The 23,263-nt window shown below is 71.6% G+C and carries 22 protein-coding genes; 5 read left to right on the top strand and 17 right to left on the bottom strand.

All coding sequences use genetic code 11. The features are described from left to right. Window positions 1-213: 213 nt before the first annotated feature. The 13 genes from ETU37_RS02385 to ETU37_RS02445 all read right to left on the bottom strand — a co-directional run bounded on the left by ETU37_RS02385 (window position 214) and on the right by ETU37_RS02445 (window position 11,617). Complete coding sequence (locus ETU37_RS02385; protein WP_129985275.1) at window positions 214-1,686, bottom strand: NADH-quinone oxidoreductase subunit N; 1,473 nt, start codon at window positions 1,684-1,686, stop codon at window positions 214-216. Then, on the bottom strand, window positions 1,683-3,206 hold the full coding sequence (locus tag ETU37_RS02390) for a complex I subunit 4 family protein (protein WP_240755486.1): 1,524 nt from the start codon (window positions 3,204-3,206) through the stop codon (window positions 1,683-1,685). The genes ETU37_RS02385 and ETU37_RS02390 overlap by 4 nt, the downstream gene beginning before the upstream one ends. Then, window positions 3,203-5,044: an NADH-quinone oxidoreductase subunit 5 family protein gene (locus ETU37_RS02395; RefSeq protein WP_129985276.1), complete on the bottom strand. Its 1,842-nt coding sequence runs from the start codon at window positions 5,042-5,044 to the stop codon at window positions 3,203-3,205. The genes ETU37_RS02390 and ETU37_RS02395 overlap by 4 nt, the downstream gene beginning before the upstream one ends. Continuing rightward, window positions 5,041-5,358, bottom strand: coding sequence for an NADH-quinone oxidoreductase subunit NuoK (gene nuoK, locus ETU37_RS02400; RefSeq protein WP_129985277.1), 318 nt, complete (start codon window positions 5,356-5,358; stop codon window positions 5,041-5,043). Before nuoK ends, ETU37_RS02395 begins: the two co-directional genes overlap by 4 nt. Next, a complete protein-coding gene (locus ETU37_RS02405) occupies window positions 5,358-5,873 on the bottom strand; it encodes an NADH-quinone oxidoreductase subunit J family protein (protein ID WP_129985278.1) in 516 nt (171 codons plus the stop codon). Before ETU37_RS02405 ends, nuoK begins: the two co-directional genes overlap by 1 nt. Then, window positions 5,870-6,466, bottom strand: a complete 597-nt coding sequence (locus tag ETU37_RS02410; RefSeq protein ID WP_129985279.1) for a NuoI/complex I 23 kDa subunit family protein — start codon at window positions 6,464-6,466, stop codon at window positions 5,870-5,872. Before ETU37_RS02410 ends, ETU37_RS02405 begins: the two co-directional genes overlap by 4 nt. Window positions 6,467-6,536: 70 nt before the next feature. Continuing rightward, entirely contained in the window at window positions 6,537-7,496 is a 960-nt protein-coding gene (gene nuoH / locus ETU37_RS02415) for an NADH-quinone oxidoreductase subunit NuoH (protein ID WP_129985280.1), read from the bottom strand. Next, complete coding sequence (locus ETU37_RS02420) at window positions 7,489-8,142, bottom strand: NADH-quinone oxidoreductase subunit C (protein ID WP_129985281.1); 654 nt, start codon at window positions 8,140-8,142, stop codon at window positions 7,489-7,491. The genes nuoH and ETU37_RS02420 overlap by 8 nt, the downstream gene beginning before the upstream one ends. Continuing rightward, window positions 8,139-8,696, bottom strand: coding sequence for an NADH-quinone oxidoreductase subunit NuoB (locus tag ETU37_RS02425; RefSeq protein WP_338068599.1), 558 nt, complete (start codon window positions 8,694-8,696; stop codon window positions 8,139-8,141). Before ETU37_RS02425 ends, ETU37_RS02420 begins: the two co-directional genes overlap by 4 nt. After that, on the bottom strand, window positions 8,687-9,076 hold the full coding sequence (locus ETU37_RS02430) for an NADH-quinone oxidoreductase subunit A (RefSeq protein ID WP_240755487.1): 390 nt from the start codon (window positions 9,074-9,076) through the stop codon (window positions 8,687-8,689). Before ETU37_RS02430 ends, ETU37_RS02425 begins: the two co-directional genes overlap by 10 nt. Window positions 9,077-9,085: 9 nt before the next feature. Further along, on the bottom strand, window positions 9,086-9,595 hold the full coding sequence (locus ETU37_RS02435) for a DoxX family protein (RefSeq protein ID WP_240755488.1): 510 nt from the start codon (window positions 9,593-9,595) through the stop codon (window positions 9,086-9,088). 108 nt (window positions 9,596-9,703) lie between these two features. Then, the gene (locus ETU37_RS02440; protein ID WP_206053654.1) at window positions 9,704-10,288 is read right to left on the bottom strand and encodes a cysteine dioxygenase family protein; all 585 of its coding nucleotides are present in this window, start codon (window positions 10,286-10,288) and stop codon (window positions 9,704-9,706) included. Between the two features lie 12 nt (window positions 10,289-10,300). Then, on the bottom strand, window positions 10,301-11,617 hold the full coding sequence (locus ETU37_RS02445; protein WP_129985282.1) for an FAD/NAD(P)-binding protein: 1,317 nt from the start codon (window positions 11,615-11,617) through the stop codon (window positions 10,301-10,303). Window positions 11,618-11,831: 214 nt separating this feature from the next. On the opposite strand from ETU37_RS02445, the gene ETU37_RS02450 reads away from it, so the two are divergent. Continuing rightward, the gene (locus tag ETU37_RS02450; RefSeq protein ID WP_240755490.1) at window positions 11,832-12,995 is read left to right on the top strand and encodes a L,D-transpeptidase family protein; all 1,164 of its coding nucleotides are present in this window, start codon (window positions 11,832-11,834) and stop codon (window positions 12,993-12,995) included. Between the two features lie 73 nt (window positions 12,996-13,068). On the opposite strand, the gene ETU37_RS02455 is transcribed toward ETU37_RS02450, so the two are convergent. From ETU37_RS02455 to ETU37_RS02470, 4 genes are read right to left on the bottom strand one after another with little or no spacing between them, the layout of a single operon-like run. Then, on the bottom strand, window positions 13,069-14,052 hold the full coding sequence (locus ETU37_RS02455; RefSeq protein WP_129985283.1) for a sulfate/molybdate ABC transporter ATP-binding protein: 984 nt from the start codon (window positions 14,050-14,052) through the stop codon (window positions 13,069-13,071). Further along, window positions 14,049-14,873: a sulfate ABC transporter permease subunit gene (locus tag ETU37_RS02460; RefSeq protein WP_129985284.1), complete on the bottom strand. Its 825-nt coding sequence runs from the start codon at window positions 14,871-14,873 to the stop codon at window positions 14,049-14,051. The genes ETU37_RS02455 and ETU37_RS02460 overlap by 4 nt, the downstream gene beginning before the upstream one ends. Next, complete coding sequence (cysT, locus tag ETU37_RS02465; RefSeq protein ID WP_129985285.1) at window positions 14,866-15,717, bottom strand: sulfate ABC transporter permease subunit CysT; 852 nt, start codon at window positions 15,715-15,717, stop codon at window positions 14,866-14,868. The genes ETU37_RS02460 and cysT overlap by 8 nt, the downstream gene beginning before the upstream one ends. After that, complete coding sequence (locus ETU37_RS02470; RefSeq protein ID WP_129985286.1) at window positions 15,714-16,745, bottom strand: sulfate ABC transporter substrate-binding protein; 1,032 nt, start codon at window positions 16,743-16,745, stop codon at window positions 15,714-15,716. Before ETU37_RS02470 ends, cysT begins: the two co-directional genes overlap by 4 nt. Before the next feature lie 223 nt (window positions 16,746-16,968). On the opposite strand from ETU37_RS02470, the gene ETU37_RS02475 reads away from it, so the two are divergent. The 4 genes from ETU37_RS02475 to ETU37_RS02490 all read left to right on the top strand — a co-directional run bounded on the left by ETU37_RS02475 (window position 16,969) and on the right by ETU37_RS02490 (window position 23,159). Next, complete coding sequence (locus tag ETU37_RS02475) at window positions 16,969-18,903, top strand: 2-oxoacid:acceptor oxidoreductase subunit alpha (RefSeq protein WP_240755492.1); 1,935 nt, start codon at window positions 16,969-16,971, stop codon at window positions 18,901-18,903. Then, window positions 18,900-19,973, top strand: a complete 1,074-nt coding sequence (locus tag ETU37_RS02480; protein WP_129985288.1) for a 2-oxoacid:ferredoxin oxidoreductase subunit beta — start codon at window positions 18,900-18,902, stop codon at window positions 19,971-19,973. Before ETU37_RS02475 ends, ETU37_RS02480 begins: the two co-directional genes overlap by 4 nt. A 68-nt stretch (window positions 19,974-20,041) precedes the next feature. Next, the gene (gene rarD, locus ETU37_RS02485; protein WP_129985289.1) at window positions 20,042-20,950 is read left to right on the top strand and encodes an EamA family transporter RarD; all 909 of its coding nucleotides are present in this window, start codon (window positions 20,042-20,044) and stop codon (window positions 20,948-20,950) included. 202 nt (window positions 20,951-21,152) lie between these two features. Beyond that, window positions 21,153-23,159 carry a PhoX family protein gene (locus ETU37_RS02490; RefSeq protein ID WP_240755493.1) on the top strand — a complete coding sequence of 669 codons (2,007 nt, stop codon included), beginning with the start codon at window positions 21,153-21,155 and terminating at the stop codon, window positions 23,157-23,159. The last annotated feature ends 104 nt before the right edge of the window (window positions 23,160-23,263 follow it).

Genomic DNA, 23,263 nt, shown 5'->3' on the forward strand with positions numbered 1-23,263 from the left:
ACCAGGGCGTGCCGCGCTCGCCGAGGCCGTGCTTGGCGAGGTCGACGCGCCGCCGGTACGGTGCCGGGTCGTCGCCGGCGCGGCGGGCGCCGGCGACACCGGAGCGCCCACGACCCAGGTGCGAGCGCAGCCGCGCAGCCACCTCGTCCGGGAGCGACGGGTCCTGGCGACGCCAGCGCCGCCCGTCGACGACGAGGTAGCGCTCGTCGTCGCTCACCCGAGCGCGGCCAGGACCGGGTCGAGCAGCCAGCCGGGCAGCACCGAGAACAGCACGCCGGCCACGAACGTCATGCCGATGGCGACGCCGACCCCGTTGGGCACGTCGTACGTCGAGTCGCCGGGCTCGGCGGCCGGCCGGAAGAGCTCACGCAGCCAGGCGGCGTAGTAGACGAGCCCGATCGCGACGTTCACCGCCATGACCACGACGAGCCAGGTGACGCGGGAGGCCGCGTCGAACACGAGGACCTTGGCGAGCAGGCCGATCACGCCGGGCGGCAGGCCGGCGAGCGCGACGAGCGCGAACGCCAGCGGCCAGCCGGCGCCGGGCTCCTCCTTGACCAACCCGCGGTAGTCGGCGAGCCGCTGCGCGGGGTGGCGGGTGCCGACCACGGCGGCCACAGCGAAGGCAGTGAGGTTCACGATCGCGTAGACCGCGAGGTAGCCGAGGCTCCCCGACAGCGCCGGGCCCACGTCGTCGGGGGTGACCGCACCGAACGGGACGAGGATGTAGCCGGCCTGCGCGACCGACGACCAGGCGAGCAGCCGGACGGCGTGGGTCTGCCGCAGCGCCAGCACGTTGCCGGCGGTCATCGTCAGCGCCGCGAGGATCGCCACGACCGGCGCCCAGGTGTCGGCGAGGCCGGGCAGCCCGCGGCCGAGCACGAGCATCAGCCCGACGAAGCCGGCGGCCTTGGAGACGACCGAGAGATAGGCGGCGACCGCGACGGGCGCGCCGACGTACGTGTCGGGCACCCACATGTGGAACGGCACCGCGGCGACCTTGAACGCCAGCCCCACGACGGTGAGCAGCGCGCCCACGACGAGCACCGACCACGGCTCGCTGCCGGTCGCCACGCCGGCGGCGATCCCGTCGAGGAACACCGAGCCCGTGACGCCGTACAGCAGCGAGATGCCCATCAGCGTGATCGCGGTGGCGACGACGGAGACGAGGAAGAACTTCACCGCGGCCTCGGCCGCGCGCGGGTCGCCGCGGCGCAGGCCCGCGAGCGCGAACGCGGGCAGCGAGACCACCTCGAGCGCGACCAGCAGGGTGACGAGATCACGGGAGGCCGCCAGCGTGACGGCGCCGGCGGCGGAGCAGAGCAGCAGGAAGTGCCACTCCCCCGCGGGCGTGCGGCCGTCGGCGACGGCGGCGGTGCCGATCAGCGTCACGACGGCGGTGCCGAACAGCACGATCCCCCACACGACCAGGGTGAACGCGTCGGTCGAGAACGAGCACAGCTCGGGACCCTCGAGCGCGTCGCCGGTGCAGAACGTGCTCTGGGCGGGGTCGCCCCACAGCACCCAGGTCGGTACGGCGGCCGCCAGCACGGCGAGGAGCGTGAGCGTCGCGGGGAGCAGGGGTCGCGGCAGGAACGCATCGACGAGCAGGACGACGACGGCGGCGACGGCCAGGACCGTCGGCGCGGCGATCGCGAGCCAGTCGATGCTCTGGACGAGGTTCACCGGCCACCCCCGAGGAACGCGACGGTCGCCTCGGCCACCGGCGTCAGCAGCAAGCCGGGCGCGACGCCGAGGACGACGATGGCGGCGACCAGCGGCGACCAGACGAGCCACTCCCACCGGCTCACGTCACCGGCGACGACGGCGGGCGGCGGCGAGGCGCCGGTCTCGCCGGCCTGGAACGCCGAGCGCAGCAGCGCGAGGAAGTAGGCGGACGCCAGGATCACGCCGAGCGCGGCGACCACGGCGAACCCGACGAACGTGACCCGAGGCAGCACGCCCGCGGGGAACAGCGCGGCCCGGACGGCCAGCATCTCGCCCCAGAAGCCGGCGAGCCCGGGCAGTCCGAGCGAGGCCATCGCCCCGAACGCGACCAGACCGCCGAGCCGCGGCACCCGGCCGTAGAGACCGCGCAGCTCGCGGAGGTCGCCGGTGCCGTAGCGGTCCTTGACCGCACCGGCCAGGAAGAACAGCAGGCCGGTGACCACGCCGTGCGCGACGCTGGCGTAGACGGCGCCCTGCACGCCGCCGATGGTGTAGGTCGCGGCGGCGAGGACGACGAAGCCCATGTGCCCGACGGAGGAGTAGGCGATCAGCCGCTTGAGGTCGGTCTGCGCGAGGCAGGCCAGCGCGCCGTAGACGATCCCGACCACGGCGACGCCGCCGACGACCGGCAGCAACCAGTCCCAGCCCGGGTCGACCAGTGGCAGCCAGAAGCGCAGGAAGCCGTAGGTGCCGAGCTTCAGCAGCACGGCCGCCAGAACCACGGAGCCGACGGTCGGTGCCTTGGAGTGCGCGTCCGGCAGCCAGATGTGCAGCGGCCACAGCGGGGTCTTGACCGCGAGGCCCAGCGCGACGAGGGCGGCAGCGGTCAGCGCGACGGGGCCGACCGGGTCGTACGAAGCCGCGATCCGCACGATGTCGAAGGTGCCGGTCTCGGACCGGACCACGACGAAGCCGACCAGCATCAGCGCCGAGCCGAGCACGGTGAAGACCAGGAAGCGGGTGGCGGCGCGCCGCCGCTGCTGCAGGCCGCGCGGGCCGTGGGCGTCGCCCCACTGGTCGATCACGAACCACATCGGGATCAGCGCGACCTCGAAGAACGCGAAGAACAGCACGAGGTCGAGCGCCAGGAACGACCCGAGCACGCCCGCCTCGATGAGGAGCAGCAGCGCGGCGAGCCAGGCGGTGCCACCGCAGTCGGGTGCGTTGCGCACCAACGCCAGGAGCGTGCAGGCGAAGACGACGGTGCTCATGAGCAGCAGCGGCAGCGAGATGCCGTCGACGCCGAGGTGCCAGCGCACGTCGATCGCCGCCAGCCATGGCACGTCCACGGCGGTGCCGTCGAGGCGCGTCTGCGACAGCGCGGCCAGCCAGACCGACCAGCCGAGCACGACGAGGCCGCCGAACGCGGCGACCCGGACGGCCGCGGCCTCGCTCAGGCGAGCCACCAGCAGGACGAGCACGACGAGCACGACGGGCGCGGCGACCATCCCGTTGAGCACGAGGGCGGACAGGTTCACGTCGTCACCGCCCCGGCCACGACCGCGACCGCGGCGGCACCCACGACGACGACCATGAGGTAGGACTGCACATTGCCGTTCTGGGCCAGGCGGAGCAGGCCGCCCACCCCCCTGGCGGTGCCGCCGGCGCCGTCGGCGTAGCCGTCCACGACGTCCCGGTCGGCGGCCACGACCAGCCGCGCCAGCCAGCGCACGGGGCGCACCAGCGCGGCGTCGTACAGCCGGTCGACGGGCGGGTGGGGTACGACGACCCGGGGCCACAGCTCGCGGCCGCGGGAGCGCCAGAGCGCCAGCACCACCAGCGACGTCACCGCCACCAGCGCGGTCATCAGGATCGACTCGCCGACGTGGAACATCTGCTCGACGTGCTCGGGGCCGAGCACCGCGGCCGGGTTGAGCACGACGAAACCGCCGATCGTGGTCGGCACCACGAGCAGCCAGAGCGGGACCCGCATCGAGGGCGGCGCCTCGTGCAGGTCGAGCTCGTCGGCGTGCTCCTGCTCGGGACCGAAGAAGGTGAGCAGCCAGGCGCGCAGGGAGTAGGCGACCGTCAGCACCGCCGTGAGCACCATCGACCCGACGAGCACCCACGCCACCCACGGCCAGACCAGGCGTCCGTGCACCGCGCCTTCGTAGGCGCCGGCGATCACCGCGTCCTTGCTGAAGAAGCCGACGAACGGCACGACGCCGGCGAGCGCCGCGAAGCCGATCGTCATCGTCGCGAAGGTGTCGGGCAGCTTGGTGCGCAGGCCGCCCATCCGGTCCATCGACGTCGAGCCGACCGCGTGCATGACCGAGCCGGCGGCGAGGAACAGCAGCGCCTTGAACGCGCCGTGCGACAGCAGGTGCATCACGCCGGCCGACCAGGCGCCGAGCGCGAGCGCGCCGAACATGTAGGCGAGCTGGCTGACCGTCGACCAGGCGAGCACGCGCTTGAGGTCGTCGGTGACGAGGGCGTAGAGGGCGGCAAGGAACATGGTGGCGGCGGCGGTCAGCGCGAGCAGAGTGAGCGCGGCCGGGGCGGAGACGAACAGCGGGTACAGGCGGGCGACGAGGAAGACACCGGCCGCCACCATCGTGGCCGCGTGGATCAGCGCGGAGATCGGCGTCGGGCCGGGCATCGCGTCGGGGAGCCAGGTGTGGAACGGGAACTGCGCCGACTTGCCCATCACGGACACGGCCACCAGGACCGCCGGGAGCCACAGCTCGTCGCGCTGCAGCGCCTGACCGGCGACGGCCTCGAGGATCGTGCTGATCCGGTAGCTGCCGAACCGCTCGCCGAGCAGCAGGATCGCGAAGAGCAGGCCGAGGTCGGCGGTGCGCGTCATCAGGAACGCCTTCACCGCGCCGGCCCGCGCCTCGGCGAGCTCCCAGTGGTGCGAGATGAGGAAGTAGGAGCAGGCGCCCATCAGCTCCCAGCCGACCAGCAGCACCCACAGGTCGTCGGCCACGACGACGGTGCACATGGCGCCGGTGAAGATCGAGACGAGGGCGGCGTACGACGGGTAGCGGGAGTCGCCGCGCAGGTAGCCGAGGGAGTACACCTGCACGAGCGCGGCGACGGTGCCGGCCAGCAGCAGCAGCACCGCCGAGAGCGGGTCGACGAGCACCGCGAGCTGGAAGGGCGGCAGCGTGGCGGCCGTCTCGGCGTAGACGTGGGTGAGCGGCGCCGCCGCCCCCAGATGGGGTACGGCGACCGCGGTGGCGAGCCCGAGCGTGAGGAGCGACCCGCCGACGGCGATGCCGCGCCCGGCACCTTCCGCGCGGTGGCCGAAGCCCAGCGTCGCGACCGCCGAGACGAACGGGACGACCAGCAGGGTCAGCACGAGCCAGCTCATGAGGCGTCCCTGTCCGCCAGGCTGCGCAGCCGGTCGAGGTCGATGTGGCCGTGGTGCCGGAACACCAGCAGCACGATCGCCAGCGCGAGGCCGATCTCGGCGGCGGCGATGACGATCGTGAACAGGGCGAGGGTCTGGCCGCCGTGCAGGACGTCGCGGAACGCCGCGTCGAACGCGACCAGGTTGATGTTGACCGCGTTGAGCATCAGCTCGACGCCCATCAGCACCAGCACGGCGTTGCGGCGGGCAAGCACGCCGTACACGCCGATCGCGAAGAGCAGGGTCGAGAGCAGCAGCGGCCACCAGAGCGGCATCAGTCGTCACCGTCCTCGGAGCGCAGCCGGGACAGCACGATCGCGCCGACGAGGGCGGCGAGCAGCAGCACGCTGAGCACCTCGAACGGCAGCACCCAGCGCCGGAACACGGTCTCGCCGGTCACCTCGGCGGAGCCGACGACGGCCTGGTCGAGGTCGAGCCGGACGTCCTGGAAGCCGGCCACCAGCGTCGCGCCGAGAAGCACCGCGACGAGCAGCGCGACGAAGGCCGCGGGCGCCCAGCGCCGCACGGTGAGGTCCGGTTGCGGCCCGGTGGGCGCACGGGTGAGCATCAGCGCGAACAGCAGCAGCACGACCACCGCGCCGACGTAGATCAGCACCTGCACCCACGCCACGAACTCGGCGGCGAGGACGAGGAAGACGCCGGCGATCGCGCCGAGCGTGACGACCAGCCAGAGCGCGGAGTGCACGAGGTGCGGCGTGGTGACGACGAGCAGCGCCGACACCACGGCGACGAGCGAGAGCAGCACGAACACGACCTGGACAGCGGTCACGTGTCGCCCTCCTTCGGCTGATCGAGCTTGTCGAGATCACCCGTCGTGGTCTCGACAGGCTCGACCACCCGTTGTGCCGCCGCGGCCCGTTCGGCCGCCTTCTCGGCGACGCCGATCTCCTTGGCCTCCTCGGCGCCGGGGTCGAGCGCCACCGGCGCGGGGACGGTCCACATCCAGTCGCGCAGGCGGTCCTTCTCGTGGGTGAGCTCGCGGATGTCGAGCTCGGCGTACTCGAACTCCGGGCTCCAGTGCAGCGCGTCGAAGGGGCAGGCCTCGACGCAGATGGAGCAGTACATGCACAGCGAGAAGTCGATCGCGAACCGGTCGAGGACGTTGCGGGTCTTGTCCTTGCCGCCCTCGGTGGTGGCCGGGATGACGTCCTTGTGGGAGTCGATGTAGATGCACCAGGCGGGGCACTCGCGGGCGCAGAGCATGCAGGAGGTGCAGTTCTCCTCGATCAGAGCGATCACGCCGCGGGTGCGCGGCGGCAGCTCCGGGAGCGCGTCGGGGTAGTGCGCGGTCACCGACCGGCGCGTCATCTGCCGGAAGGTCACGGCGAGGCCCTTGGCGAGGCCCTTGCCGGGCCAGTTCATTCGGGGCCCCCGCGGAAGCGCGAACGGAGTGAGCGCAGCGAGCGCAGAGAGCGGTTTCGTGGGGTGTTTCTCACGCGGTCATCACCGCCCCGACGGCCGTGATCGCGAGCTGGAGCAGGGCGAGCGGCACGAGTCCCTGCCAGGCGAGGCGCTGGAGCTGGTCCTCGCGCAGCCGCGGGTAGGCCACCCGCACCCAGATCACGACGAAGGCGACCGCCATGGTCTTCAGCAGCGTCCACAGCCAGCCGAGCTGGTCCTCGAACGGGCCCCGCCAGCCGCCCAGGAACAGCACGGCCGTCAGCGCGGACAGCACGACGATGCCGGCGTACTCGGCGAGGATGAACAGCGCGAACCGCAGGCCGCCGTACTCCGTGTAGGGGCCGAAGACGATCTCGGCGTCGGCGACCGGCATGTCGAACGGCGGGCGCTGCACCTCGGCGAGGCCGGAGACGAAGAACACGACCGCGGCGATCGCCTGCCAGAGCAGCCACCAGGGGTTCCAGGCCTCCACGATGCCGGTGAGCGACAGGGTGCCGGCCGCCATGGCGACGGAGGCGGCAGCGAGCACGAACGGCAGCTCGTAGGCCATCAGCTGGGCGGCGACGCGGATGCCGCCGAGCAGGCTGAACTTGTTGGCGCTCGACCAGCCGCCCATCAGGCTGCCGACGACGCCGACACCCATCACGGCGATGACGAAGAACAATCCGACGTCGAGGTCCTGACCGACCAGGCCGGGCCCGATCGGGATGACGAGCATCGCGACGAGGTAGGGCACCAGCGCGACGGCCGGCGCGATCTTGAAGACCATGCGGTCGGCGGCCGCCGGGACGACGTCCTCCTTCTGCACGAACTTCACGCCGTCGGCGACGAGCTGCGCCCAGCCGTGGAAGGCGCCGGCGTACATCGGGCCGACCCGGCCCTGCATGTGGGCCATCGCCTTGTGCTCGACCTGCCCGACGAGCAGGGGCACGAGCAGGAACGCGACCAGCACCCCGGCGAGGCGGAGGACGGTCTCGAGCGTCTCACTCATCGGCGTCACCGTCGGACCCGTCGGACGGTGCGTGGCGCCAGTCGTCGGGTACGCCGGGCGGCTTCACCCGGCGACGGGTGGCGGGCGCGGCCCGTCCGGTGTCCCCGGTGTCGTGGTCGCTCTCCCCCGGCTCCTTGGCGCCCGGCCAGGGCTTGGCGACCCGGGAGGCGAGGACGAACTCCTTGCGCAGCGGGTGCCCCTCGAACTGCTCGGGCAGGAGCAGCTTGTCGAGGGCGAGCACAGCGCCGGCGTCGTCGGTGAAGTCGACGCCGAACATCTCGTGGGTCTCGCGCTCGTGCCACCGGGCGCCGGCGTACACGGCTGCGACCGACGGGAGCGTGGCGGCGTCGCGTGGGACGAGGGTGCGCACGAGGACGTGGCGCACGCCGCCGGCGCCGGGCGCGTGGTGGTCGGCGACGTGGCAGACCACGCGGAACCCCTCGTCCAGCTCGTCGACGGCGGTGAGGAAGTCGAAGAACGCGCAGTCGAGGCCGTCACGCGCGAGGCGCAGCGCGTCGACCCAGTGCTCGGTGGGGACGTCGACGGACAGCGGGCCGAAGCCCTCGTCGACGGTGGCGGCGTCCCCGAACGCCCCGGCGAAGGCGGCCCGGACGCGTCCGGGCCAGAGCTCGGATCCGGCGCTCACCGCTCCCCTCCTGGAGGCAGGACCAGCCCGCGCTGCACGGAGGCGGCGTCGGTCGCGCGGTAGCGGTCGGCGAGGCGCTCGCCGTCGATCTTCTCCTGCAGCTTGAGGATTCCCTGCAGCAGCGCCTCGGGGCGGGGCGGGCAGCCGGGCACGTAGACGTCGACGGGGATGATCTGGTCGACGCCCTTGGTGACGCAGTAGGAGTCCCAGTAGGGACCGCCGGAGTTGGAGCAGGAGCCGAACGAGATGACGTACTTCGGCTCGGGCATCTGCTCGTAGAGGCGCTTGATCGCCGGCGCCATCTTGTCGGTGACGGTGCCGGACACGACCATCAGGTCGGCCTGCCGGGGGCCGGGGGCGAACGGGATGACGCCGAGGCGGATGAAGTCGTGGCGGGCCATCGACGTGGCGATGAACTCGATCGCGCAGCAGGCGAGGCCGAAGTTGAACACCCAGAGGGAGTACTTGCGACCCCAGTTGAGGATGTAGCGCGCGGGCTTCGGTGCCAGCCGCTGCAGCGGGCCGACGGTGGGCATGCCGAGGTCTACGTCCACGTCAGCACCCCCTTGCGCCAGGCGTAGACGAGGCCGACCGCGATGAAGCCGATGAACACGCCCATCTCCGCGACGCTGACCCAGCCGAGGCCGGCGAACACCGTGGCCCAGGGGAAGAGGAAGACGGCGTCGACGGCGAAGACGACGTACAGGTAGGCGTAGACGTAGTAGCGGACGTGCGTCTGCGCCCATCCCTCGCCGACCGGGTCCACTCCGCACTCGTAGGTGAGGAGCTTCTCCGGCGTGGCGTGGGACGGGCGCAGCAGCGCGTTGCCGCCGAACATGGCGAACACGAGCAGGACGCCGACGACGATGATGGCGAGCAGCGGGACGTACGACCCGAAATAGGCCGTCTGCAGTGTCGTGCTCGAACCCGCCACGGGGTCACTCTAGTGGCGCACGTCCTCGCGTCGAGTGAGCCGAGCGCCCAGCGCGTGTGCGGCCACGACGAGGCCGCCGGCGACGAGCACGACGTCCTTGATGACGTACTGGCCGACGCTGGTCGGGCCGGCCGGGAACAGCTCGCCGGGGAACAGCACGAGCGGCGACATGATGCCGACCAGCGACATCCCGAGGACGGCCAGTCCGGCCTTGAGGAAGCGGCCGCTGAGCAGCGTGATCCCGATGAACGTCTCGAGGGTCGCGGTCATCAGCAGCGCCGACGGGCCGGTCACGAGACCGAACGTGAGCGCCTCCACGGTGCGCGTCGCCAGGTCGGCCGCGGGGCTCAGGCCCGGGACGAACTTCAGCGCGCCGAAGAGGAGGAAGACGAAGCCGAGGCTCCACCTCAGCAGCGTGATGCTGTGCCGGTCGAGCAGCACCTGGGCACGTCGTACGGCGTCCTCGACGGTGGTCGTGGTGCGGTGCAGGGCCGGGCGGGTGGTGGGGATGGTGGTCATGCGGAGCTCCTGGAACGAGTGGTTGATCTGACTCGTCCAGACTTCCGGCGCCACGCCTCAACCGGATCGGCCCGCGGACCGAATCTCCGCTCGTCCCCCGGACCGAGGTCAGGCGTGCGCCAGGTCGTACGTGCGGCGGATGCTGCTGCCCAGCTTGCCGATGTCCGCGCCGTACACGTGCAGCGAGATGGCGGTGTCGCCGCCGCTGTTGGAGACCGCGTGGATGTCGCCGGGCGGGGCGATGCCGGTGACGCTGCCCTGCGGGTTGACGCCACCGCCGCGCACGACCAGGTGGCGCTCGTCGTCCTCGCCGTCGACGTGGTCCACGCGGTACAGCGTCTCGGTCTCCTGGCCCTGGTAGACGCCGACCGTGCACCACGAGACGTGGTCGTGCACCGGGGTCGTCTGGCCGGGCAGCCAGACCAGCGCGACGATCGAGAACGAGCCGTCGGGCTCCACGTGCAGGATGTGCTGGGTGTAGCACTCCTCGTCGCCGTGGCACTGGTGCTCCTGGAGCAGGCCGGGGTGGCGCAGGGCCGGGGCCAGCAGCGCCGCGACGCGGTCGGCCGTCTCCTGCTCCGGGAGGCGCTCGGCCACCACGGCCCGGACGCCGGTCACGAGGTCCTGCAACGGGGCACACAGCTGGGTCGGGATCCCGGGCTGCGTCGGGATGCCGGGTGTCGTCATGGTCATGTCCGCCTCCGCTCAGCCGACCAGGCTGCCTATGTCCGAAGGTACGACGGAGAGCGTCCCCGCGACAGACTTTGCCTGACGCCGGATGTCCGGGACGGCCGCGACCTCCCACTCGACGCCGCGACGGGCCGCGCCGACGACATGGAGGGCCCGCGCCGGCACACCGGCCTCGTCGAGCAGCCGCCCGTCACTGGCGACGTCGAGGCCGAGGCCGTGCGGGCCGGGGCGGAGCAGGCCGCGCGCGGCGAGGCCGTCGACGAGCGGGTTCCAGCCGGGCGTCGCGGCCGGCGCCGGGCCGGTGCAGTTGACGACGAGGTCGAACCCGGACACGTCGACGTCGGCGGGCCCAGCCAGCCGGAGCCGGCCGTCGAGCACCAGACCCTCGACCAGGTCGGCCATCGCGGGCGCCATCCGGTGCCGGGCGACCTCCCAGTAGCGGGCGGTGTGCCGGACGAAGCGCTGCTGCTCGCCGTACGGCAGCGCCTGCCACTGGGCGTTGAAGCCCGCCTTGACGGTCTCGACCAGGCTCCGCCAGGCCGCGGGGTCGGTGGCGTTGGCGGCGCGGACCGCGGACAGCACCTCGGCGAGGGTGCGGCCGGTCGCGACCGGCCGGCCGGTGGCGACGGGCGGGTGCTCGTGGTGGCGCAGCGGCAGCAGGCCGTGCCGCGAGACGGCCACGAGCTCGACGTCCTGGTGGGCGTTGGTGAGCTGCGCGGCCACGTCGACCGTGGTGAGGCCGGTGCCGACGAGCAGCACGCGCGAGCCGCGCCCGATCCGGTCGGTCAGGTCGCCGGCCCACGGGTCGGCGGCGTAGCTGCGGGCAGCCTCGCGGATCTCGGGCAGGTCGCGCGGCGGCGGGTTGCCCAGGGCCAGCACGACGAGGTCGGCGGACGTCCGGCGTCCGGACGCGAGCGTGGCGACGTAGTCGGTGCCGCTGTCGTCGAGGCCGACCACCTCGTCCCGGGTACGGCGTACAGCCGCCCCGCCGGGCAGGCCGTCGAGCAGTCCCGAGAGGTACTCGCCGTACACCTGCCGCGGCAGGAACGTCTCCGCGCCGACGACCTCGTCGCGCTCGCGACACCACCGCACCAGGTGCCCGGGGTCGTCCTCGAACGCGCTCATGCGGCCGGCGTAGTTGTTGAGCAGGTGCACGCGCTCGCTGGTGCCGTAGGCGAGACCGGGGCCGACGGTGACGTCGCGCTCCACGATCTCGATGTCGAGCGGGGTCGCCCCCACACCGTCGGCCGCCTCCCGCAGCAGGGTCGCCGCGGTGATCACGCCCGCCGCCCCACCGCCGACGACCAGCACCCTCACGGGTCTCTGCACCATCCAGGCCTCCTCGTCCCCGCTGCTCACCCAGGTAATACAAGCGAATTACTTGACTTGATGACTCTAGGTAACCACGTCGACCCGGTTCGACGCACATCGGGCGGGCGTGTCGCGCCTGCACCGTTCGCGTCGTCCGCGCGGATAATCTGCCGAAGGTAAAAAGTGGGGCCACCGGGGAGGCAACCTCCACGCCCCGAACGGCGTCTGAGGAGACGTGAGCACTGTGGAGAAGACCGGCCGGCACAGGCTGCGCCGCGCACTCGTCGCGACGACCGCGACCCTGGCCGTGCTGGTGACCGCCACGGGGGCGTCGTACGGCGTCCTCGGGCTGAGCCGCGCCACCGACGCCGCCCTGCGCGCCCGGGAGGTGCCGCGCGCGCCGGTCACCGCCGAGGTCGCCGGGGTCGAGTCGCTCGCCCCGGACGCCCGCGCCGAGGCGGACCCGAGCACCGACGCCGAGCCGGTACCCGCCGACCCGACGTCGGCGAAGCCCGAGCCGGTCCTCGAGCCCGGCGACCACGGCCGGAAGGTGCGCGCCCTCCAGGCGCGGCTCGCCCAGCTGCTCTGGTTCACCCCGCCGATGACCGGCGACTACGACCGAACGACCCGGACTGCCGTGCGCGGCTTCCAGGGCAAGCGCGGGTTCGACAGGACCGGCGTGGTCGACGCCCGCACCTGGCGCCGCCTGGTCGCCATGACCCGGAAGCCCACCGGCGACGTGCTGTTCAACCGCGCCGGCCCGCCGCTCTTCGAGCCCGGCGACACCGGCCGCGAGGTGCGGGTGATCCAGGCCCGCCTGCGCCAGATCGCGTGGTACTTCGGCGACGTCACCGACCGTTACGGGCCGCTCACCCGGCAGGCCGTGCTCGGCTTCCAGGGCAAGCGCGGAGTCCCGCAGACCGGCAAGGTCGACCGCCGTACCCTCGAGCTGCTCGTCGGGATGACCCGCACGCCGACCAAGGACGAGCTCGCCAACCGGCCGCCCGACCCGGCCGACGGCCAGCCGCTCGACCCGCGCTGCAAGACCGGCCGGGTGCTGTGCATCGACAAGACGTCGAGCAGCCTGCGCTGGGTCGTCGACGGCAAGACCCAGGTCACCGTCGACGTCCGGTTCGGCTCGTCGGAGCTGCCGACGCGCGAGGGGGTGTTCTCCGTCTACCGGAAGTCCCGCGACCACGTGTCGTCGCTGTACCACACGTCCATGCCGTTCGCGATGTTCTTCTCCGGCGGCCAGGCCGTGCACTACTCCCCCGACTTCGCCGCCAACGGCTACGCCGGCGCCTCCCACGGCTGCGTGAACGTCCGCGACTACGGCGCCATCGCCAGCCTGTTCGACCAGGTCCCCCTCGGGACCAAGGTCGTCATCTACTGGTCCTGACGGCGAGAGGCCACCTTCCCACCACATTCCCCGCGTGTCGGGTGGGAAAGTGGCCTCTCGGGCCCCGAGAACGTCAGGCCGACACCCCCGCTGCCGGCCTGGCGTCGACCGTCAGGGCGCCTCGGTGCGGGGTCAGCCACACCGTCGCGCCCTCCGCGAGCCCGGAACCGCGCGCCTCGGCGCGGCTGAGCACCACTGCGACGTCGTGACCGTCCTCGGCCGTCACGGTCACGCGCACCTCGAAGCCGACGCGCAGCAGCCGCGTCACGGTGCCGACGACCGCGCCGTCGACGGGCGTGCTGTTGACGTCCACGTCGTGCGGCCGGATCATCACGCCGTTCAGCCGCGTGACGTCGCCGAGGAACGACATCACGAAGTCGTTCGCGGGCTCGTCGTACAGCTGGTCCGGCGTGCCGACCTGCTCGATCCGGCCGTCGTTGATGACCACGATCTCGTCGGCGACCTCGAGGGCCTCCTCCTGGTCGTGCGTCACGAACACCGTCGTGACGTGCACCTCGTCGTGCAGCCGGCGCAGCCAGTCGCGCAGCTCCTTGCGCACCTTGGCGTCGAGCGCACCGAACGGCTCGTCGAGCAGCAGGACCGTCGGCTCGACGGCGAGCGCGCGGGCGAGCGCCATCCGTTGCCGCTGGCCGCCCGAGAGCTGTGCCGGCAGCCGGTGCGCGAACTGCTGCAGGTGCACGAGCCGGAGCAGCTCGTCGACCCGTCTCTCGACGTCCGCCTTGGGCCGCTTGCGGATCTCCAGCCCGAAGGCGACGTTCTTCGCGACGTTCATGTGCTTGAAGGCGGCGTAGTGCTGGAACACGAAGCCGACGTTGCGCTTCTGCGGCGGCAGGTGCGTCGCCTCGACACCCTCGATCTCGATCGTGCCGTCGTCGGCGTTCTCGAGACCGGCGATGATCCGCAGCAGCGTGGACTTGCCGCCGCCGCTGGGACCGAGCAGTGCCGTGAGCTGGCCGGTCGGGATGGACACGGAGACGTCGTCGAGGGCGACGAAGTCGCCGAACCTCTTGTCGACGTTGCGGACCTCGATACTCATGACTCTTCCTTCGGACGGAGGATCGAGACGACGACGATGCACACCACCGAGGCGAAGGCCAGGAGGAACGCGACGGAGTACGCCGTCGTCTGCTCGAAGTTCTGGTACTTCTGCTCCACGACCAGGGTCGCGGTCTGGGTCCGCCCGACGATGTTGCCGGACACGACCTTGACGGCACCGAACTCTCCGAGCGAACGGGCCAGGCTGAGCACCACGCCGTAGACCACGGCCCACTTGATGCTCGGGAGGGTGATCCGCCAGAACGTCTGGGCGCCGCCGGCCCCCAGGCTCCGGGCGGCCTGCTCCTGCTCGTCACCGACCTCCTCGAGCACCGGCACGACCTCGCGGATCACCAGGGGCAGCGCGACGAACGCCGTGGCCATCACCATGGCCGGCGTCGCGAACACCATCTGGATCCCGGCGTCGGCGAGGGCGGGCCCGAACCAGCCGGTGCGCGAGCCGTAGACGAGCAGCAGCGCGAGACCGACCACGACCGGCGACACCGACAGCGGTACGTCGATCATCGCGGACAGCGCACGCTTGCCCGGGAACTCGTAGCGGACGAGCAGCAGCGAGATGGTCACGCCGAACAGCAGGTTGATGACCACCGCGCTGACCGCGACGACCGCCGTGAGCCGCAGGGCGTTCTGGACGACGGGGTCGGCCAGGGCCTCGGCCATGTGCACGAAGCCGTCCTGGAAGGTGTTGAGCACGACCAGGGCCACCGGCCAGGCGACGAGCAGCACGAGGTAGGTGACGACCACCGTGCGGAGGATGAGCCGCACCCACAGCGGCTCGCGGACACGCGACGACCTAGCCACGGCGCGACACCCGCCTCTGGATCACGTCGAGCAGCACGATCACGAGCAGCGCCACGACGAGCATCACGGTCGCGACCGCCGACGCCGCGGCGGGGTTGCCGTTCTCGATGTAGGTCAGCACGCGGACCGACGCCACCTCGGTGCGGAACGGCAGGTTGCCGCTGAGCAGCACCAGCGAGCCGTACTCGCTGATGCCACGCGCGAACGACAGCGCCGCACCGGCCGCGATCGCCGGCACGAGGCTCGGCAGGATGACCCGGCGGAACGTCGTGAGCCGGCTGGCGCCGAGCGAGGCGGCCGCCTCCTCCACGTCGAGCTCGAGCTCCTCGAGCACCGGCTGCACGGTCCGCACGACGAAGGGCAGCGTGACGAACGCCAGCGCCAGGAACACCGCGGTCTCGGTGTTGGCGAAGTCGACGCCGAGCGGGCTCTGCTTGCCGTAGAGCGCGAGGAGCACCAGCCCGGCGACGATCGTCGGCAGGGCGAACGGGATGTCGATGACGACGTTCAGCGCACCGCGCCCCCAGAACCGGTCGCGCACCAGCACCCACGCGATCGTCGTCCCCATCACCACGTTGACCGCGGTGACGAGAAGCGACTGGACCACGGTGAGCCGGATCGCGGCCTGCGTCTGGTCGTTGGTCAGGGTCGTCACGAAGTTGTCCCACCCGCCGGCTGCGGCCGTCGACACGACCGCGGCGAGGGGAATCAGCACGAGCAACGAGAACCAGATGAGCGCGACCCCGAGGCCGAGCGCGCTGGGTCCGTTCAGGGTCCCGACAGCCCGAGAGGGGCGGCGCCGTCGCGCCACCCCTCCCTGACCGACCGTTGCGGTCGAGGTCACTCGCCGAGCTTCCCTGTCTCGGTCTGGATCTGCGGGACGATGCCGGTCTCCTCCTCGAAGAACTTCTCGGTCGCGGCCGGCCAGCCGCCGAAGTCGTCGGCGACGGTGAGGAGGGTCTTCGGAGCGGGGAACGGGTCGGCCGGGTCGTTGGCGCCCTCGACCTCGCCGGTCACCCCGTCGACCACCGGGCGGTAGCCGCTCTTCAGGAAGACCTCCTGCGCCTCCGGCGTGTACAGGTAGTCGAGCCAGTCCTGCGCCACGGCCGGGGCGTCCTCGGTGACGGCGGCCGGCGTCTCGATGAGCAGCGTCTCGTCCGGGACGATGTAGTCGAGCTCCTCGCCGTTCTGCCGGGCCAGGATCGCCTCGTTCTCGTAGGAGATCAGCACGTCGCCGTTGCCGCTGGTGAAGCTGGTCAGGGCGTCGCGCGCCGAGCCCGGGAGCGCCACGGCGTTCTCGAAGAACTTGGTGACGTACTCCTTGGCCTCCTCCTCGGTGCCGCCGTTGGCGATCACGTGGCCGTACGCCGCCAGCAGGTTCCAGCGCGCACCGCCGGACGAGCCGGGGTTCGGCGAGACGATCTCGACGCCGGGCTTCACGATGTCGTCCCAGCCCTGGATGTTCTTGGGGTTGCCGGGGCGCACCGCGATCACGACGACCGAGTCGGCGACGATGCCGCCGTGCTCGCCGGCGTTCCAGTCGTCGGCCACCAGGCCCGCGTCGACCAGGCGGGTCACGTCGCTCTCGAGCGAGAAGTTCACGAAGTCGGCCGGCTGGCCGGCCTCGACGGCGCGGCTCTGGTCGCCGGACGGGCCGTAGGACGCGCTGAAGTCGACGTCCTTGCCGGCCTCGGTCGCCTGGAAGGCGGCCTCGATGTCGTTGAAGGCGGTCTCCGGGGTGGAGTAGGCCACCAGGTCGATGGTCTCGCCGTCGCCGGCCTCGCTGCCACCGGCCGACGTACCACCGCACGCGGCGAGGGCCAGGAGGCTGACGACGGACGCCGCGACAGCGGTCTTCTTCTTGATGCTCATTGCACCCTCTTCTGTGCTCCGTCCCTCCCACCCAGGAAGGACTGTTGGCGAGTAACTTACTCGACTTTAGTGAAAAGAAGGTTATTGGTCGGCGTGTTTCGCCCACCGGGACGGCGTGAGGCAGCCCACAGGGCCGGGTCGGGCATGTGGGATGAGCGTGAACGCGGCGTGTCGCGGTCGTAGAGTGAACCGGGTAAGGCTCACCTCAGTCGGAGGGATCGGCGTGACCAAGCAGGTCAAGCAGCTCGACCGCGTGATCATCCGTTTCGCCGGGGACTCCGGCGACGGCATGCAGCTGACGGGCGACCGTTTCACCCAGGAGACGGCGACGTTCGGCAACGACCTGTCGACGCTGCCCAACTTCCCCGCCGAGATCCGGGCGCCGCAGGGCACCCTGCCGGGCGTCTCGTCGTTCCAGGTGCACTTCGCCGACCACGACATCCTCACCCCGGGCGACCAGCCGGACGTGCTGGTCGCGATGAACCCGGCCGCGCTGAGGGCCAACCTCGGCGACCTGAAGAAGGGCGGCACGGTGATCGTGGACTCCCACGACTTCACCGCCCGCAACCTGACCAAGGCCGGCTACGCGGAGAACCCCCTCGAGAACGACTCGCTCGCGGAGTACGACGTGCAGCCGGTCGACCTGACCGGGATGACCGTCGAGGCGGTCAAGGAGTTCGGGCTGTCCCGCAAGGACGCCGCCCGCGCCAAGAACATGTTCGCCCTGGGACTGCTCTCCTGGATGTACGGCCGTCCGACCGAGCCGACGATCACGTTCCTGGAGCGCCGCTTCGCCAAGGCGGCCGACATCCGCGACGCCAACGTCACGGCGTTCAAGGCCGGCTGGAACTTCGGCGAGACCACCGAGACGTTCGTCGTCCAGTACGAGATCAAGCCCGCGCCGATGCGCAGCGGCACCTACCGCAACATCACCGGCAACCTGGCGCTGGCCTACGGCCTGATCGCCGGGGCGACCCAGTCCGGCCTGCCGCTGTTCCTCGGCTCCTACCCGATCACCCCGGCCAGCGACATCCTGCACGAGCTCAGCAAGCACAAGCGGTTCGGCGTCACGACGTTCCAGGCCGAGGACGAGATCGCCGGCATCGGCGCCGCCCTCGGTGCTGCGTTCGCCGGCTCGCTCGGTGTGACCACCACGTCCGGGCCGGGCATCGCGCTGAAGTCCGAGACCATCGGCCTGGGCGTGATGATGGAGCTTCCGCTGCTCGTCATCGACGTGCAGCGCGGCGGCCCGTCCACCGGCCTCCCGACGAAGACCGAGCAGGCCGACCTGCTGCAGGCGATGTTCGGCCGCAACGGCGAGGCGCCGGTGCCGATCGTGGCGCCCCAGTCGCCGGCCGACTGCTTCGATGCCGCCCTCGAGGCGGCCCGCATCGCGATCACCTACCGCACCCCGGTGATGCTGCTCTCCGACGGCTACCTCGCCAACGGCTCCGAGCCGTGGGCGATCCCGGCCGTCGACGAGCTGCCGACCATCGACCCGTCGTTCGCGACCGGCCCCAACCACGAGGTCCGCGACAAGGACGGCAACGTCACCGGCGAGGACTTCTGGCCCTACCTGCGCGACCCCGAGACCCTCGCCCGGCCGTGGGCGGTCCCCGGCACCGCTGGCCTCGAGCACCGGATCGGCGGGCTGGAGAAGGGCGACGGGCACGGCAACATCTCCTACGACCCGGCCAACCACGACCTGATGGTCCGCACCCGTGCCGCCAAGGTCGAGCGGATCGCCGACACCATCCCGCCGCTCGAGGTCGACGACCCCGGTGCCGAGACGGGCGACGGTGCCCGGGTCCTGGTGCTGGGCTGGGGGTCGACTTATGGCCCCATCGGCGCCGCCGTCCGGCAGGTCCGCGACGCCGGCCTGCGCGTCGCTCAGGCGCACCTGCGCCACCTCAACCCGTTCCCCAAGGACCTCGGCGACGTGCTCAAGCGGTACGACGCCGTCATGGTCCCCGAGATGAACCTCGGCCAGCTCTCGATGCTGCTGCGCGCGAAGTACCTCGTCGACGTGGTCGGCTACAACCACGTCCGCGGTCTGCCGCTGCGCGCCGCCGAGCTCGCCGAGGCCGTCACCCACCTGATCGAGTCCACCAGCGACGCGGTCGACACCGACATCGAGACCGAGGAGGTCGTCCGATGAGCACGACCGAGCTGCCCTTCCCGGGTCTGCGCGGCGTCCCGACCAACGACGAGCCGCAGAACCGCAAGGAGTACACCTCCGACCAGGAGGTCCGCTGGTGCCCGGGCTGCGGCGACTACGCCGTGCTCGCCGCGGTGCAGGGCTTCCTGCCCGAGCTCGGCCTCAAGCGCGAGAACATCGTGTTCGTCTCCGGCATCGGCTGCTCGTCGCGGTTCCCCTACTACCTCGACACCTACGGCATGCACTCGATCCACGGCCGCGCGCCGGCGATCGCCACCGGGCTGGCCACGGCCCGCGAGGACCTGTCGGTGTGGGTCGTGACGGGCGACGGCGACGCGCTGTCGATCGGCGGCAACCACCTCATCCACGCGCTGCGCCGCAACGTGAACCTCAAGATCCTGCTCTTCAACAACCGGATCTACGGCCTGACCAAGGGCCAGTACTCCCCGACGTCCGAGCTCGGCAAGGTCACCAAGTCCACCCCGATGGGCTCGCTGGACAACCCGTTCAACCCGGTCTCGCTCGCGCTGGGCGCCGAGGGCACGTTCGTGGCGCGCACCATCGACTCCGACCGCAAGCACCTGACGTCGGTGCTGTCCGCCGCGGCCGCGCACCGGGGCACCGCCCTGGTCGAGATCTACCAGAACTGCCCGATCTTCAACGACGGCGCCTTCGACGCGATCAAGGACAACCAGACCCGGTCCGACGCGATCATCCCGCTGGTGCACGGCGAGCAGATCCGGTTCGGAGCGGAGCTGCAGTACGGCGTCGTGCGCGACAAGGACACCGGCTCGGTGTTCGCCGTCGAGGTCGCCGACGTCGACGAGTCCGACCTGCTGGTCCACGACGCCCACGCCAACGACCCGACCACGGCCTTCGCCCTGTCCCGGCTCACCGACGCCGGCGTCCTGCACCGCGCCCCGATCGGGATCTTCCGGCAGGTCCAGCACCCGACGTACGACGACCTCGCCCGCGAGCAGGTCCGTACCGCCCGCGGCGGCGACGGGCTGGAGAGCCGCGAGGCGCTCGCGGGGCTGCTCGGCAGCGGCGACACGTGGACCGTCGCCTGACCGTCGACCCCGTCTCACGTCACGGGTAAACCGGGCATTTGGTCCTGACGCCGGGGTAGCCTGCCGGTGTGTCCGAGAGCAGCCGCGGCTTCCTGCTGGGAGCGGCCGCCTACCTGATGTGGGGCCTGTTCCCGCTCTACTTCCCGCTGCTCGAGCCCGCCGGCGCCACGGAGATCCTGGCGCACCGGGTGTTCTGGTCGCTGATCACGATGCTCGTCCTGGTGGTGGCGGTCCGCCGGTGGACGCAGCTGCGCCGGATGCTGGTCGACGGCCGCAAGGTGCGGATCCTCACGCTGGCCGCAGCGCTGATCGCGGTCAACTGGGGCACCTACATCTGGGGCGTCAACAACGGCCACGTGATCGAGACGTCGCTGGGCTACTTCATCAACCCGCTGGTCACCGTGCTCATGGGCGTGGTGATCCTCGGCGAGCGGCTCCGGCCGCTGCAGTGGGTGGCCCTCGGCATCGCCGGCGCCGCCGTCGTCGGGCTGACCGTCGAGTACGGCCGGCCACCCTGGGTGGCGCTGGTCCTGGCGTTCTCGTTCGGCAGCTACGGCCTGGCCAAGAAGAAGGCGAACGCCGGCGCCGTCGAGAGCCTCACGTTCGAGACGCTGGTCATCGCCCCCGTGGCCTTCGGCTACCTCGTCCTCCTCTCCGTGACCGGCACGTCCACCTTCACCACCGAGGGACCGCTGCACGTCGTGCTGCTGCTCGGGATGGGCGTGCTCACCGCGGTACCGCTGCTCTGCTTCGGCGGTGCGGCCACACGGGTGTCGATGACCACGCTCGGCCTGCTGCAGTACGTCACGCCGACGATGCAGTTCGCGCTGGGGGTGCTGGTGTTCCGCGAGCCGATGCCCGCGACCCGGTGGGTCGGCTTCGCCCTGGTCTGGGTCGCCCTCGTCATCTTCACGGTCGAGTCGCTGCACCACCGCCGGCGCTCGCTGCGCCTCGTCGCGGAGACCGTCGCGCCGTAGCCCGCCCGCCGGCGAGCCGTGGTCTCGACAGGCTCGACCACCCGGACCAGGCTCGACCACCCGGACCAGCTCGACCACCTGGACCGCTGGTTTTCACCGGGGGTTCACCCGCCGCACCCGCCGGGCTCGCCGTACCTCCCTAGCGTCGCGCGCGAAGAGACATTTCCTCCCGGAGCGCACATTCGACACTAGGAGTGCCCAGGTGACCATCCGTCATCTCCCCCTCGTCACGACCGGGCCGGACGGCCCGCACGGCAGCCGAAGCCACATGACCTGCCGGTACAAGTGCGGCAACGCGTGCGACCAGCCGGTCCCCAACACCTCCGCCAACCAGCACGTCCAAGACGTCATCACGACCGCCCTCGCGCGCCGTTCGGTGCTCAAGGTCGGTGGCGGCGCGCTCGCCCTGAGCGCCGTCTCCTCCTTCGCGCCCGCGGCCGCCAAGGGCAACGGTGCGCCGGCCGGCGCCGGCCTGAGCCGCAACCTCGGCGCGACCCAGTTCTCGCCGGTCCCACCCAACACGCACGACGACGTGACCACCGCCGACGGGTTCACGAGCGACGTCGTCATCCGCTGGGGCGACCCCGTCGTCGCGGGCGCACCGGGCTTCGACGCCGACAACCAGACCCCGGAGTCGGCCGCCAAGCAGTTCGGCTACAACAACGACTACGTCGGCGTGCTGCCGCTGGCCGGCCGCCGGCACCTGCTCGTGACGAACCACGAGTACACCAACGAGGAGCTGATGTTCCCCGCCGGGCGCTACAGCGACGACGCGAAGCGCAAGATCGCGATCCAGTCGCACGGGCTGTCCGTCGTCGAGATCGTGCGCGACCCCGAGCCGGGCGGCTACACCGTGCGCCCGGTGGGCAAGGCGCCCTACAACCGGCGGATCACCGGCACCACCCCGTTCACCGTGGACGGCCCGGCCGCGGGCGACGCGCGCCTCAGGACCGCCGCGGACCCGACCGGCAAGAAGGTCCTCGGCACCTTCAACAACTGCGCCGGCGGCACCACGCCGTGGGGCACCGTGCTGTCGGGCGAGGAGAACTTCAACCAGTACTTCGGGACCGACGGCGCGCTCGACACCCGCTACACGGCGTCGTACGCCCGGCTGGGCATCTCCCGGACCGGCGACTCCTCGCGGAAGTGGCGGCTCTCCGACCCGCGCTTCGACCTAACCACCGAGCCGCACGAGGTCTTCCGGTTCGGCTGGGTCGTCGAGGTCGACCCGTACGACCCGACCTCGACGCCGGTCAAGCACACGATGCTCGGCCGCTTCAAGCACGAGGGCGCCAACGTCACGATCTCCCGGGGCGGTCACGCCGTCGCGTACATGGGCGACGACGAGCGCGGCGACTACCTGTACAAGTTCGTGTCGGCGGAGCGGTTCGACCCCACCGAGACCCAGCAGGCCAAGAAGCACAACATGACGCTGCTGACCAAGGGCACGCTGTACGTCGCCCGCCTCACCGGCGACGGCGCCGCGGACGGCGTCCACGACGGCACCGGCGAGTGGATCAGGCTCACCACCGACACGGAGTCGTTCGTGCCGGGCATGTCGGTCGTCGACGTGCTGATCGACACCCGCCTGGCCGCCGACAAGGTGGCGCCGACCAAGATGGACCGCCCCGAGGACGTCGAGCCCAACCCGGTGAGCGGCAAGATCTACGCCGCGCTGACCAACAACACCAACCGCGGCAACAGCGCGATACCGGTCGACGAGGCCAACCCGGTCGCCGGCAACAAGCACGGCTACGTCCTGGAGATCACGGAGAACGCCGGCGACCACACCGGCACCGCGTTCACCTGGCTGCTGCTGCTGGTCTGCGGCGACCCGAACGACGCGGCCACCTACTTCGGCGGGTTCCCCAAGGACCAGGTCAGCCCGATCAGCTGCCCCGACAACGTCGCCTTCGACCGCCAGGGCAACCTGTGGATCTCGACCGACGGCAACGCGCTCGGCTACCACGACGGCCTGTTCCGGGTCCCGCTCACGGGCGCCAAGCGCGGCCAGGTCCAGCAGTTCCTCTCGATGCCGACCGGCGCCGAGACCTGCGGGCCGCTCATCAGCGAGGACCAGCTCACCGCGTTCGTCGCGGTGCAGCACCCGGGCGAGAAGGGCGGCTCGACCTTCGAGACGCCGGCCAGCACCTGGCCGCACACCGACGCCTTCCCGCGGCCCTCGGTCGTGGCGGCGTACCGCGCCTGAACCGCACCCACCGAGCCATCCGACGCACGGGCCCGCGGGGACACGCTCCCCGCGGGCCCTCCTGCTGTCCCCGTTTCACGTGCGTCGCAACTGGGCACCCGGTC

This window comes from Nocardioides iriomotensis (genome assembly GCF_004168035.1).
In the GTDB taxonomy this organism is placed as follows: domain Bacteria; phylum Actinomycetota; class Actinomycetes; order Propionibacteriales; family Nocardioidaceae; genus Nocardioides_B; species Nocardioides_B iriomotensis.

Coding starts and splice junctions, on each gene's coding strand:
- nuoK (WP_129985277.1), bottom strand. CDS start 5,358: ATGCCGCTCTGGTGGCCGCTGCTGCTCTCGACCCTGCTCTTCGCGATC.
- ETU37_RS02455 (WP_129985283.1), bottom strand. CDS start 14,052: ATGAGTATCGAGGTCCGCAACGTCGACAAGAGGTTCGGCGACTTCGTC.
- ETU37_RS02445 (WP_129985282.1), bottom strand. CDS start 11,617: ATGGTGCAGAGACCCGTGAGGGTGCTGGTCGTCGGCGGTGGGGCGGCG.
- ETU37_RS02410 (WP_129985279.1), bottom strand. CDS start 6,466: ATGAACTGGCCCGGCAAGGGCCTCGCCAAGGGCCTCGCCGTGACCTTC.
- ETU37_RS02440 (WP_206053654.1), bottom strand. CDS start 10,288: ATGACCATGACGACACCCGGCATCCCGACGCAGCCCGGGATCCCGACC.
- ETU37_RS02480 (WP_129985288.1), top strand. CDS start 18,900: ATGAGCACGACCGAGCTGCCCTTCCCGGGTCTGCGCGGCGTCCCGACC.
- nuoH (WP_129985280.1), bottom strand. CDS start 7,496: ATGAGTGAGACGCTCGAGACCGTCCTCCGCCTCGCCGGGGTGCTGGTC.
- ETU37_RS02470 (WP_129985286.1), bottom strand. CDS start 16,745: ATGAGCATCAAGAAGAAGACCGCTGTCGCGGCGTCCGTCGTCAGCCTC.
- ETU37_RS02395 (WP_129985276.1), bottom strand. CDS start 5,044: ATGAGCTGGCTCGTGCTGACCCTGCTGGTCGTCCCGTTCGTCTCGGCG.
- ETU37_RS02435 (WP_240755488.1), bottom strand. CDS start 9,595: ATGACCACCATCCCCACCACCCGCCCGGCCCTGCACCGCACCACGACC.